Raw genomic sequence first — 13,592 nt, 5'->3', positions numbered from 1 at the left:
TTTTTCCGGGTATTTAAAATGAGTCTTTTTTGCAATACAAAATACATTTAGATGGTATGTACTTTGTATTGCTAGGTAAATGTTTTTATATTTGCTGAGTGAATAATTGGTAATTGGTTTACAACTGGAGATGTAGAGGGGGTTTTGAGGAGTTGTTGTACCAATTGAATATTAGATGTCGAAAAAATAGAATTCATCATGAACAAGAACAAATCCAAAGAATACGATGTAATCATCATTGGGGGAGGAGCCACCGGTGCTGGTACGGCGAGAGATTGTGCGATGCGCGGACTAAGTGTTTTGCTGGTAGAGCGTCATGATTTTGCAACTGGTGCTACCGGAAGAAATCATGGTTTGTTGCATAGTGGAGCACGATACGCAGTAACAGATCACGAGTCTGCAGCCGAATGTATTAAGGAAAATATGATTTTGCGACGCATTGCAAACCATTGCGTGGAAGAAAATGATGGATTGTTTATTACACTACCGGAAGATGAACTTTCTTTTCAATCTCAATTTGTAGATGCTTGTAAAAGTGCTGGTATTGCTACTGAAATTCTCGATCCGGATTTTGCACGACGAATGGAACCGTCGGTCAATCCGAATTTAATTGGAGCCGTGAAGGTTCCAGATGGTTCGGTTGATCCTTTTCGTCTTACCATGTCGAATGCTTTGGATGCTAAAATTAATGGTGCCGATCTTTTAACTCAACATGAAGTAATAGGAATTGTAAAACAGCAGGATCGGGTTGTTGGCGTGGAATTGTTCAATCATGCAAAAAAAGAAAATATAAGTTATTACGGAAAAGTAATTGTGAATGCCGGAGGTATTTGGGGACATCATATTGCAAGTCTTGCCGGTGTTAATATCAATATGTTTCCTGCAAAAGGCTCCTTGCTTATTTTTGGTCACCGAGTAAATAAAATGGTGATTAATCGTTGCAGGAAACCATCTAATGCAGATATTTTGGTACCAGGCGATACTATTTGTTTGATTGGTACTACTTCGGAGCATATTCCGTACGATCAAATTGATAACATGTTTGTTTCTAAACAGGATGTGGATGTGCTGATTCGAGAGGGAGTAAAACTTTCTCCCGCATTAGCTACTACTCGTATTCTTCGTGCTTATGCGGGAGTACGACCTTTGGTCGCTGCCGATAATGATCCCAGCGGAAGAAGCATTAGTCGTGGAATTGTATTGTTGGATCATAAGGAACGTGACGGACTTTCGGGCTTTATTACCATTACTGGAGGTAAATTAATGACCTACCGTTTAATGGCCGAAGAAGCTACCGATTTAATCTGTAAAAAGCTTTCTGTCGACAAAAAATGCGAGACAGCTGTTAAACCATTACCGGGATCCGAAAAAAGTGATTTGTCTTTAAATAATGCCAGCCAAAAAATATATTCTACTTCAAGTATTTCTCATAAGTCAGCACAGGACCGACATGGGTCTTTAGCTCATAAAACTTCTAATGGAGGAAGTAATGATGATGCCTTGGTTTGCGAGTGCGAAGGAGTATCTATTGGCGAAGTAAGATATGCTATTAAAGAATTGCATGTAAATAATTTGATTGATTTACGTCGTCGTACTCGCGTAGGTATGGGAACTTGTCAGGGCGAATTATGCGCTTGCCGAGCAGCAGGTCTTCTTTGCGAATCGTCTGATAAACCAGGCAAAGCAAAAGATGATTTGGCGAATTTTCTGCAGGAACGATGGAAGGGAATGGCGCCAATTGCATGGGGCGAAGGAATCAACGAAATTCAATTTACTTCGTGGATTTATGAAGGCATATACGGGTTGAAACCAGACAATAATTAAGGAGAGGATTAGTATGAAATTCGATAACATTATTATAGGTGGTGGGTTAAGTGGACTCACTTGTGGAATTAAATTGGCAGAGCAGGGTCGTAAATGTGCCATTATTTCATCAGGACAAAGTGCGATCCATTTCTTTTCTGGTTCATTCGATTTACTAGGACGGGTTCATGGCGAGGAAGTGGTGAATCCAATAGAGAGTATGGCAAGTTTGGCAGCTACGCATCCTTATCAGCGGGTGGGAGTGGATAATATTTCCCGTTTGGCTACCGAAGCTCCTGAATTATTAGAGCGCGCGGGCTTAAAGTTTTTTGGAATTGCAACTAAAAACCATTTTGTGTTAACTCCTATGGGGATTATGAAACCTACTTGGTTAACTATTGATGATTTTACTCCTTTCGAAAATAAAAATGCTTTTCCATGGAAAAAGGCAGCCATCTTAAATTTTAGTGGTTTTCTTGATTTTCACACCTTATTTATTCAGGATGGACTGAAGAAATTTAATGTTGAATCGCAAATTAAAAATTTTGCAATGAAGGAGTTTGAGGCAATTCGCCGCAACCCAAGCGAAATGCGTTCTACTAATATTGCAAAAGTATTCGATCAGGGAAATGCGCTTGAAGAATTTGCTCAAAAAGTGAATCAGCTTAGCGAAGGTTTTGAAGTAGTAATTTTGCCGGCAGTATTTGGTTTGTTCACAAAAAATATTGCAACGGCACTTAAGGCGAAAGTAAATAAACCAGTGGTATTATTGCCGGCAATTCCTCCATCGGTTCCAGGCATTCGCAGTCAGATATTGCTTCGTAAACGATTCGAAGCTCTTGGTGGCACCTATTTTTTAGGCGATAATGTAAAAGACGGAGTGATAGAAAATAATAAGCTACTCGCAATTTTCACGAATAATCATGCAGATATTAAGTTAGAAGCGGATCAATTTATTTTGGCAAGCGGAAGCTTTTATAGCAAAGGGATTGTTGCTACTCGCGATAAGTTATACGAACCTATATTAGGACTGGATATCGACGGAGATACCGATAATAATAAATGGCTCGACAGTAAGTTTTTTAACGATCAGCCTTACATGCATTATGGCGTGAAAACCGATAGTAATTTTCGTGCTTTGAGGAACGGAAAAACAATTGAGAATTTATATGTAGCGGGTTCGGTACTTGGAGGAGCAAATGCACTTAAGGAAGGAAGTGGAGCGGGAATTAGCTTATTAACTTCCTTGCATGTAGCGGAGCAACTTTTAAAATAACAGGACAATGAAAAAGGAGATATTTGAACCATTCAATATAAGCGATAATAATTTTGAACAGTGCGTAAAGTGTACTATTTGTACGGTTTATTGTCCTGTTCTAGAGGTGAATCCAGATTATCCGGGACCGAAGCAGTCGGGACCAGATGGGGAGCGGTTGCGCTTAAAGGATCCCAATTTTTTTGATGAAGCCTTAAGTTTGTGTATGAACTGCAAGCGTTGCGAGGTAGCTTGTCCGCACGGAGTGAAAATTGGAGATATTATTCAGTTGGCAAGAATCAAACATAGTAAGAAAAAGCCAAAATTACGAGATATGATTCTTGCAAATACAGATATTGTTGGAACAATGGCAAGTACTTTTGCTCCAATTGTGAATCCTATTGTTGCATTAAAACCGGTGCGCCAAATTATGGATGGGGTACTGAAAATCGATCATCATCGTATATTTCCGAAATATGCTGGAATGAGATTTGAAACTTGGTACAAAAGATATGCGGCAAAAAAACAGAATGATTTTAAGAAGCACGTTAGCTACTTTCATGGTTGCTATGTAAATTATAATTTTCCACAACAGGGCAAAGACTTAATCAAAATTATGAATGCAGCAGGTTATGGTGTGCATTTGCTCGAAAAAGAAAAGTGTTGTGGAGTTGCCTTAATTTCCAATGGTCTTATTAATCAGGCTACTAAGCAGGCACGTCATAATGTCGAAGCGTTTAAAAAATCGATTGTCGGACTAAAAAGACCTGTAATTTCTACTTCATCTACTTGTATATTCACCATTCGCGATGAGTATCCGCATTTATTGGGAGTGAAAAATGAAGAAATTCGCGACGAAAGCGAATTAGCAACTCGTTTCCTATTTCGATTAATCGATTCTGGAGATCTGAAGCTTGTGTTTAAAAAAGACTATAAGAAACGGATTGCTTACCACACGCCTTGTCATATGGAGAAATTGGGTTGGTCTATTTATTCCACTTCGCTGTTAAAAATGATACCGGGAGTTGATTTTATGGCTTTAGAATCGAGATGTTGTGGTATTGCAGGAACTTACGGATTTAAGAAAGAAAATTACGAAACTGCTCAAGGGGTTGGAAAACCTCTTTTCGATCAGATTGATGGTTCGGATGTAGATTTTGTTGCTACGGATTGTGAAACTTGTAAATGGCAAATTGAAATGTCCACTAGTAAAAAGGTAGAACATCCAATATCGATTCTTGCAGCAGCTTTAGATGTAGAAGCTACTATGAAGTTATGGCAGGAGTAGCTTGTTAAAAAGGAAAGTACGGGTGATGGTTCATCACTTATATTTTACATAGGTTAGGGTTTGGTGCCGTTGCGATTTATCGCAGCGGCACATTTGTTTTAAGTGCAGTTATATTTCCATATAGCTGCAAACTAAGAGAAATTGAAAAGCTTGTTTTTAAGGCGGTTAAATAAGTATGAAACGTCCATGTATAAAGCTTTCTACACACAGGGAGATGATTATTCCAGCATGGTAAGTTCCATATGGCAACTAAAAAACAAATAATAATCATATGAAACGTCCATGTCAAAGGTGTTTTGACACACAGGGAGATGATTATTCCAACATGGTAAGTTCCATATGGCACCTAAAAATCAAATAATAATCATATGAAAAAAAAGTTAGCATATCAAATTATTGCAGATCATTCATTGATTATTGAATCCTATAACGGGAAGTTTAATGTTGATGAGTTAATCGCGTTTAAGGAGAAGGTCGGGGAGGATAAAGATTACCATCCAAATTTTAATATTATTCATGATTTTAGAGATATTGAATTTCAATTGGAAATTAAAGAAATTGCCAAATACGTTAAGCTTATTTCCGAGAATGAAAAATATAAGGGCACCAGAAAATCTGCTATGCTTACCGAAACGCCAAATCAGGTAACAACAGCAATGGGCTTTGATTTCTTAAAAAAAGACCTGAAAATTCATGTTCATGTTTGTAGCACTATCGAAACCGTATTCACTTTTATAGGGCTCCCCAAAAAAGATTGGGAACTAATTGCATCGCATATTACTAGTTTAAAAAGTTAGTTGATAAGTGTAAAAACAAAGAGTCTGCAACTGGTAGGTTACAGACTCTTGTATTGTTTTAGAAATTAAACTCATTAGGAGTTCGATAAATTAGATTTGTGTTAGGCTCCAATTTTAAAAAATAAATGATTAAATACCTCCTTAACACAATCCTCGTTAGAAAAATAAGAGTTGCTTTTTAACCAGTTAAACAGTTCAATTTGTTCACTCCCGTTTAACCAGTTTAACGATTTCAGGAGCTCTTTGCGAAATAAATGGTCTTGTCCCGAAACCGATTTTAAAACAAATTTCTGATGTTCCAGCATTATTGAAATCACTTTTGATTTTAATTGATTGTGAGAGGGATTCCCTCTCACAAAGTATATATGTAGTTAATTGCCTGTTTTATTAGACAATAGAGATGCTTCTAGAAGGTTTTGGTTTTGCTTCTTCCTTTTTAGGCAGATGAATACTCAAAATTCCTTCCTCGTATTTAGCCGAAATAGTAGTGCTGTCAACACGATCTATCGGCAGTTGAAACGACCTGTGAAAAGATTGATAACAGAACTCCTTACGCGAGTATCTGTGCTCTTTTACTTCTTTCTCTTCTTTCTGTTCCGATGAAATATTAAGCTGATTGTTGTCTAAATTAATTTTGAAATCACTCTTTTTCATTCCCGGAGCGGCTACTTCAATAATGTACTCATTCTCATTTTCACGAACATTTACCGCAGGTAATGTGGTGTTGGTATTCGAAAAGTTCGAATTGTTCCAATCCATCCAGTCTCTTGAAAAGAAATTGTCAAACAAGGATGGGAACAAATTGTCAGAATTTCTTTTTACTAGTGTCATGATTAAATCCTCCTAAATTTTACTTTATTAGTTATAAAATCAATAAAAATTAATTTGTAAAAATATTCGAATCGCGATTCGATTTAATTCGATCAAATTAGATGCCAAACTAAAGGGGAGGAGTCTGGTTTTGGTGTGCTAAGTAGTAGTATTTAAGAGTTTTATGTGTTGTAAGGTGTGGCAATTTAGGGGGAGCCATAAAAATGTTAGGTTTGCCATTTTGACACTGACTATTTGCTATAAATGCCATTTTGACTTTATTTATTTTGGTGCAGATTCCATTGCAGTTTATTGGATATTTGCTAGTTCTTTATTTGGGATAAAACTGACGGGATTATCTAGATGCATTCTAATTGTTATCGATTTTTAAAATAATAAACTCTGTAAATCAACTGGTTTAGCAATTTGTTTTTTTTGTTGAAACGGCAAATAAGATTTAATTTTATAGGGCTGATATTTAGGAGGAAGGACTCGCTTTTGATTTTATCAGAATAAATATTGATAATTTAAATTTTGAGGAGATTTTGTATGAATAAGTTGAAATTAGTATTGCTCATTGGTATTGTGAGCGTGTATAGTATAACATTGCAAGCACAATATATTATTGAACAGTTAGAGTACAATATTCCTCTTAACTACGAGCTGGTTCCAGAAGATGTGGAGTTAGAGAATCCAATTGAAGAGGCTCGGTTTTTTCTGCAAGTTTCGGATAGTAAATTAAGAGATATGTCTCAAAAAGAATTTGGAGATATAGAGATGATTGCATCCACAATTTATATCGACGGCGATAACTTTACTGTTGAAAGCAGCTCGCAAGAGGAAGGAAAAACTACCGTAATTTTCAATCAGAATAAAGGCATTATTTACTATGTTATTTGGGCTCAGGAGAAAATTTATGTGATTTCGGATGAGGATATGGCAGGCATTCAGAAAGGGGTAAATGCAGCAATGCTAAAGGTAATGGAGCAACTGCCACCCGAACTGCAGGAACAGGCAAAAATGGCAACGCAAAATAACAACAAGCAACAAATTACGGCAACAGGCAGGGAGATGGTAAAGTACGGACAAAAGTGTTCGGAATATTTTGTGGAAGACGAAGAGGATGTGATGGTTATTTGGGCTGCAGAAGATACCATGGGATTGCTTGCAAAAGTAAAAAGTATGTCGGAAAAGTTAGCCGAACTTTTTCCTGGTATGGAAGAGGAGGAGAGAGACGAATGGGAAGTTATTGCTGGAAAAATACCTGTTGAAACTCGAAGCTACCATTCAAATGGGATGGAAGGAGCCGAAATTGAGGTGCAAGCAATTACTCGAATTACTAAAACTAAGCCTTCTGCCGATAAGTTTATATTACCTGCCGAGGCGGTTGGGTTCCAAAGAAGCTCTTTTAAAGAGATGATGGGAGAAATGCAGGAATTGTTGCAGGGAATGGAAGAAGGATTTGAATAAACACTCGTAAAAAATAGACTATAATTAAAGGAATTGGGAAATTTAAAGCTAGTATAATAAATGGCCCTCCTTGGTAAAAAACACTTCTGCTTTTTGCCGCATAAAACATCGAAAAACTCCCCGTTGGCGCATTCAGTTCAACGGGGAGTTTTATTTAATCCAAAATGTATTGTTGGTTTTGAGAGTAGGTGAAGTGGGCGTAATTAGTGTGCTATTACAAATTACTTTATCGAATTGGTAACTACTCAAAATAAAGCCCTGAAAGGGTGATGTATTATTTCCATTTTTCTTTATAATCTACCCTGTCTATTTTTGGGTAAAAACTATTGCTATGTGTTGGATAGATACCATTGTTCTATTAGTGATAAAGCTGGTGATCTATCGGTAGAGCTTCTCTAATTATTGTTTTCTTAAAAAAATAAAAACAGCAATATATCAGTGTATTAGTTGTTGTTCTATTTTTAAATGTCCGAAAGTAAAATAAAACATATTTTCACGATTTGCTTTTTTAGATAGAAGAATTACCTTTGTCATAATAATTATATTAATGTTTAATTTATCTTAAATTTATAGGAGGTTTGTATGCGTAAGTTGAAAATGTTTTTACTGATTGGTTTCATGTTTGGGTTTAGTGTGTTATTGCAGGCTCAGTTTATTATTGAACAGATCACGTATGAAATTCCTATCAATCACCAGTTACTTCCGGCAAATAAGGAGTTTGTTAATATTGCTGATAAAGCTGATTACTTTCTTGAACTTTCTGAAAGTAAACTAAAAGATCTTGATGCTTCAAAAAAAGTTGGGGATATTGAAGTGTATCTGTCTACAATTTATTTGGATGGCGAAAATTTTTCTTTGGATGGTGTTATAGAAGGTGAAGGAAAAGTCACAATGATTTATAATTATAGTGAAGGTGTTTTTTATGTAGTTTCTTGGGGACAGAAGGAGATTCATGAGTTTACGAATGAGGATATTGTGGGTTTTCAGGATAATTTAGACGGCTTGCAGAATACTATGTTAGCAAAAATGGAAGAGGAGATTGCAGACTTGCCACCTGAAGAGCAAGCACAGGTAAGAATGGCAATGGAGATGGAAATGAAAAGGGAAAAGAAGCTACAGCCAACTAGCATAAAAACTACTGCAATGGGTCGAGAAATGACTAAGTATGGACGAAAATGTAAGGAATATTTATTAGAAAATAATAAGTCCTCTATGGTAGTTTGGGCTTCGGAAGATACTATGGGTTTAACGATAATGGTGAAGCACATGTGGGAAAAAATGGTTCAATTTATACCTAGAATGAATAATGCAAAAGACGCCGGAGCGGTCTGGGTTAATGGGAATATTCCTGTTGTGGTGTGCACGCTTCAGCCAAATGCTTTGGATGGTACAAAAATGAAGGTGAAGGAAATCACTAAAATTACTCAAGCGATGCCATCTGCTGATAAGTTTAGCTTACCTGCCGAGACTGTTAACTTTAAAAGAAAAACAATGAAAGAGTTGATGGAACAAATGGAGGAATAGAAGGAGTTTTTGAATAAACAAAGCAAAAATATAGCATACAATAAAAGGAATTAAGAGGTTCAAAGTGAATTCTTCATATGGTTCTCTTTGGTAAAAAAAAATCTAAATACTCTCCCTAGGCACATCTTGTCTGGCGGAGAGTTTTTTTTTAGAAACTACGAATGTATTATCGGTTTACAGTTTTATTAAAGTATCGGTTGTGTTTTACAACGATTTTAGTTGGGAGTAGGTGAAATTTGTTTAGTACACAATTTGTAAATAAGTGGCTTAACGACTTGTGTTAAGCCATTCTAAAACAGATGAAGGGGTTTTGTTTTATTTTTTGAAATGAGAATATTCTCATTATATTTGTACTCAGGTTATTTCTAATAACACCTAAATACTCCCTAAATATAAAATAGCACTATTAAAAAGTCCTTCGATTTGCACGCTATTTAAGAACATTGATTACAAACTTTTTTAAGTACTCTAAACTAGTAAAAATAGAATGAAGAATTTGTATACAGAAGAATTTCGAAAAGTAATGAAAGTCAATTTTGAGACTACAAGTATGAGTTCCAATCGCATTGAAGAAATAATGAATTTTGCACGCGGGATTCATTTTGAGCGAATTGGAATTGCTCATTGCATTACATTTTCGAACGAAGCTCAAATACTAAAGCAATACTTTTCGCAATATTTTGATGTTTATACCATCGACTGTAAGTATGGAAGAATTGCGCAGAGAGATATTATTGGAGGAATTGGCGGTAGAATTCTATGTAATCCGGCAGGACAAGCCGATTTTTTAAACAAGAAAAATACCGATTTAAATATTTCTATGGGCTTGTGTGTTGGCCACGATATGATTTTCAGTAAAATGTCAAATGCATTGGTTACTAATTTATTTGATAAAGATTTTACAAATAATAATGATCCGGCAGCAGCAATTGCTCATATTCAAAAAATAAAATATCATGAAAACTATTGATTTACATATTCATACAAGTGCATCGGATGGATCTTATACTCCTAAAGAACTTGTTGATTATGCAGTAAAAAAGAAACTTTCGGCCATTGCAATTACCGATCATGATACCATGAAGGGCATACCAGAGGCATTGGAGTATATCGCAGCATCACAACTTCCAATCGAATTAATTCCTGGCATGGAAATCTCTGCTTCGGGCATGGGACTGGTTTATGGGATTCATATTTTAGCCTACTTTATCGATAAAAATCAGGAGGAACGAACTGCAATTATTAAAAATGTAGAGGTAGACTTGCGCAATAGCTTAGGAAGTCCCGGGGAAGCAATAAAAATTGTTGCCAAATATGGAGGTATTACTTCTTTAGCTCATCCGCTAGAGTATTGCTTGTCAATGATGGCTTTAGATAAGTTGATTGGGCAACTTGCATCTATGGGATTAAATGGGGTAGAAGCAATTTATACGACTCACACCAAGGCTCAGGTGAAACAATTTACGGCAATAGCTGCAAAATATGATTTGTTGCTGACTGGTGGCTCTGATTTTCATGGCACTAGAAAACCTGGAGTAGATTTGGGAAATGGGTTTGGAAATATGCTAATTCCATATGATATTGTGCTTGCAATGAGGAATAAAACGAGGAATACTATTTAACTTTTAGATATGGAACGATTAAAAGAACGAATAGTAAATTGTACGGCATGCGATCTATCCAAAACAAGAAATCATGCAATATGGGGCGAAGGAAATCCTAATGCCGACATATTAATTATTGGAGAAGCTCCGGGTGCCGATGAAGATAGAATTGGGCGTCCTTTTGTTGGGAAATCAGGACAGCTACTCGATAAAATACTTCTGGCATGTGGGTTTACCAGACAGGAACACGTTTTTTTGAGTAACATACTTCGTTGCCGACCACCTGGTAATCGGGTTCCTAAAGAGGAGGAGGTCGACAAATGCATTGCTTATTTGTATGAGCAAATAGAGTTGGTTAATCCTAAAATTATTGTTCCCTTAGGAGCAACCGCACTAAAAAGGCTGTTAAATGATGATAGTTTAAAAATTACGAAGATCCGTGGCAACTGGATCCAGTGGGAAAATCGATTGGTGATGCCTGTTTTTCATCCTGCAGCATTGTTGCGTAACCCAGCTCTTAAGCGAGATACCTGGGAGGATTTTAAGAAAATAGTTTATAAATACCGCGAACTGGTTAATCCAGCTCATTATTCTGAACATGTTTAAGTAAGCACTTTTTAGGCATCACAATACAGCCAAAAAAAAATGGTTTTCTGCAACTTACTAGTTACTAGTGCGAAGAAAAATATACATACAAAAAAAAAGACCCGTTTGGGTCTTTTTTCATATTTCAGGGCTTCTTAATTCTATTGCTTTAGAATTGCTTCAATATTCGCTTTATCAGGAATAGAAGGGAATTTTTCGAGTATTTGTTTGGCTACCGTTTTCGATTCTTTAGTTTGCTGATATTTTACATGCAAATTTAACAGCGCCACATAATAATTCTGATCTTCAGGATTAATGCTAATGGCATTTTTTAAATAACTAACGGCCTCTTTCGAATTATTTCTAAAATCATACATCATCGCTATATTATAGAAAATTCTTGGATTCTCGGGCGATAGTTTGGCTGCTTTCAGTAAATAAGTCATCGACTCTTCGTAGCGTTGTCGTTCCGATAAAAACAGCGCATACGTGAAAGTGGTAGCACCATCGGTAGGAATATGTTTCAAATAATCTTTTAGCAATATTTCGGCTTTTTCATGTTCGCCTTTGTTGTTATATAATATGGCTAAATTTATTTTAATAGGATGCAACTCAGGATCCTGTTTCAAAGCTCTTTTGTAGAATTCCTCTGCTTTTTCGGTTTGTTTACTGTTGTAGTAAAAATTAGCCAGATTAAATTTTCCCGATGGAAAATCGGCACTATACTCCAAAGCTTCTAAGTACTCTTTTTCGGCTCGTTGAAGCTGTTCGTTATATTTTGCAGGTATTTGATCTTTGCTAATTGTATTTAATTTAGTGGCACATTCAACACGAATGGCTTTGGTTGGATCGTTTAGCATTCCCAAGACAATATTGAACGATTTTTGATCATCCATTAAAAGATTTTGAAGGGCATTGTAACGAATATGACCATTAAAATTATTCAAAGCTTCGTATAAAATATCCTTGCTCTTTTTTTGATAATGAACACCAAGTAAGCGAATTGCCGTTGCCCGGATAACCTCAGGATATACCTCATCATTGTAAATGTGTACCAAAGCATCAAAGCCTGCCTGACTTCCGGTAAGGGCTTCTTTAAAGGCAACTCCATATTGCGAAGGACGACTTATTCCATGCCATTTATTTACGTAATCAACAGCCCATTGGGTCGATTTATCGGCATGACATTGGTTACACGCATTGGGAGTTCCTAATGTTTGTGTTAAATCGGGACGAGGAATTCTAAAACTGTGATCGTTTCGGTAGTCGGGGCCCATGTAAAATTGTGCGGGCATGTGGCAGTTAATACATCGTGCACCATCACCTACTTCAAATTTCACCCCATCATCAGCAATAACAGCATTGCCTGCTTCGCCTTTTAATTGATGAAAATGATGCGCTTTGGTGTCGTAATCATCCGCTCTGTGGCATTGCGTACATAAACGGTTGTCTTCAAATAATCGTTTGGTACTATGAACGTTATGGCAGTCGTTGCATTTTACATCTCTCATATACATTTTACTTTGTGTAAATGAACCGTAAACGTAATCTTCATCTAATATCTGACCGTCAATATGGTAATTTTCGCCGTTAGGTAAATTAGGAATGGTATGATTATAGATATCTGCACTGTGCTTAAAATCGGATAAAGAACCTCGTCGGGCATGGCAACGCACACATAAATCGACGTATTCTTTGTTGTCAATACCACTTGTTTTTACAATCAATCCAAAATTATTGTGTTCATCTCGAGCATAATCAGCCTTAGCTGCCCACTCCAAATGTTTCGATGCTGGTCCGTGACAGGCTTCACAGCTTACATCTATTTCGCTCCAGGTAGTATGGTAAGTATCGGTTTTGGAATCGTAGCCTTTCACTAAATTAGTAGAGTGACAATCGGCACACATTCCATTCCAGTTCTGAGCCTGATTGGTCCAATGTAACCAGTTATCGTGTTCTATTATTTCATCTTTATACACTTGGGTCGACATGTGATACCAAACACTGTCTTTCGAATTCCAAGTAAGCGGAAGAGTTTGCATGCGACCTCTATCAAATTCTACCAAATATTGTTGCAAGGGATAGTATCCAAATACATATTTAATTTCAAATTCTTCCAGTTTGCCTGATTCCCCATCGGTTTGTACGAAAAAACGATTGTCTTTTTTGTACATCTTATGAACCATTCCGTTGTATTCAAGCGATTGATTGTCGAAATTACCTAAAACAGTTGAATCATTGGCATGATCCATGGCTTTATCATGATCTGAACCTACCCAATCGTTGTATTCATTTAAATGACATTCTATACAGGTTTCTCGTCCAACATATTGTGCTTCTTCACTTGTTTCGGTGGTTGCACCATAAGTATTTACTAATAAATACAAGGGAATCGAAATTATGGTGGCTACTGCTGCCAACAAGCTGATTCGTTCTGTTTTTTTACGATTCTCCAT

11 protein-coding genes are annotated in these 13,592 nt (G+C 36.6%); 9 read left to right on the top strand and 2 right to left on the bottom strand.

The window, feature by feature from the left end:
- The first annotated feature begins 198 nt into the window (after window positions 1-198).
- The 4 genes from glpA to BZG02_RS03145 all read left to right on the top strand — a co-directional run bounded on the left by glpA (window position 199) and on the right by BZG02_RS03145 (window position 5,143).
- A complete protein-coding gene (glpA, locus tag BZG02_RS03160; protein ID WP_101259960.1) occupies window positions 199-1,824 on the top strand; it encodes an anaerobic glycerol-3-phosphate dehydrogenase subunit A in 1,626 nt (541 codons plus the stop codon).
- A gap of 13 nt (window positions 1,825-1,837) precedes the next feature.
- A complete protein-coding gene (gene glpB / locus BZG02_RS03155) occupies window positions 1,838-3,079 on the top strand; it encodes a glycerol-3-phosphate dehydrogenase subunit GlpB (protein WP_101259959.1) in 1,242 nt (413 codons plus the stop codon).
- Between the two features lie 7 nt (window positions 3,080-3,086).
- A complete protein-coding gene (gene glpC, locus BZG02_RS03150; protein ID WP_101259958.1) occupies window positions 3,087-4,346 on the top strand; it encodes an anaerobic glycerol-3-phosphate dehydrogenase subunit GlpC in 1,260 nt (419 codons plus the stop codon).
- A 368-nt stretch (window positions 4,347-4,714) separates the two neighbouring features.
- Window positions 4,715-5,143: a hypothetical protein gene (locus BZG02_RS03145; RefSeq protein ID WP_101259957.1), complete on the top strand. Its 429-nt coding sequence runs from the start codon at window positions 4,715-4,717 to the stop codon at window positions 5,141-5,143.
- A gap of 387 nt (window positions 5,144-5,530) precedes the next feature.
- Here BZG02_RS03145 and BZG02_RS03135 read toward each other — a convergent pair whose 3' ends face one another.
- Window positions 5,531-5,974, bottom strand: coding sequence for an Hsp20/alpha crystallin family protein (locus BZG02_RS03135; protein ID WP_101259955.1), 444 nt, complete (start codon window positions 5,972-5,974; stop codon window positions 5,531-5,533).
- A 528-nt stretch (window positions 5,975-6,502) separates the two neighbouring features.
- Here BZG02_RS03135 and BZG02_RS03130 point away from each other — a divergent pair.
- The 5 genes from BZG02_RS03130 to BZG02_RS03110 all read left to right on the top strand — a co-directional run bounded on the left by BZG02_RS03130 (window position 6,503) and on the right by BZG02_RS03110 (window position 11,157).
- The gene (locus BZG02_RS03130; protein WP_101259954.1) at window positions 6,503-7,423 is read left to right on the top strand and encodes a hypothetical protein; all 921 of its coding nucleotides are present in this window, start codon (window positions 6,503-6,505) and stop codon (window positions 7,421-7,423) included.
- A gap of 582 nt (window positions 7,424-8,005) precedes the next feature.
- Window positions 8,006-8,947 carry a hypothetical protein gene (locus tag BZG02_RS03125; protein ID WP_101259953.1) on the top strand — a complete coding sequence of 314 codons (942 nt, stop codon included), beginning with the start codon at window positions 8,006-8,008 and terminating at the stop codon, window positions 8,945-8,947.
- Window positions 8,948-9,434: 487 nt separating this feature from the next.
- Window positions 9,435-9,917: a DUF1847 domain-containing protein gene (locus BZG02_RS03120; RefSeq protein WP_101259952.1), complete on the top strand. Its 483-nt coding sequence runs from the start codon at window positions 9,435-9,437 to the stop codon at window positions 9,915-9,917.
- Entirely contained in the window at window positions 9,904-10,569 is a 666-nt protein-coding gene (locus BZG02_RS03115; protein ID WP_101259951.1) for a PHP domain-containing protein, read from the top strand. Before BZG02_RS03120 ends, BZG02_RS03115 begins: the two co-directional genes overlap by 14 nt.
- Window positions 10,570-10,578: 9 nt before the next feature.
- Window positions 10,579-11,157 carry a uracil-DNA glycosylase gene (locus BZG02_RS03110; protein WP_101259950.1) on the top strand — a complete coding sequence of 193 codons (579 nt, stop codon included), beginning with the start codon at window positions 10,579-10,581 and terminating at the stop codon, window positions 11,155-11,157.
- A gap of 140 nt (window positions 11,158-11,297) precedes the next feature.
- On the opposite strand, the gene BZG02_RS03105 is transcribed toward BZG02_RS03110, so the two are convergent.
- The gene (locus tag BZG02_RS03105; protein ID WP_101259949.1) at window positions 11,298-13,592 is read right to left on the bottom strand and encodes a tetratricopeptide repeat protein; all 2,295 of its coding nucleotides are present in this window, start codon (window positions 13,590-13,592) and stop codon (window positions 11,298-11,300) included.

This window comes from Labilibaculum filiforme (genome assembly GCF_002843315.1).
Classification (GTDB): Bacteria; Bacteroidota; Bacteroidia; order Bacteroidales; family Marinifilaceae; genus Labilibaculum; species Labilibaculum filiforme.
The sequence above is the reverse complement of the archived record's forward strand: the minus strand, read 5'-3'. Positions and strand labels throughout refer to the sequence as shown.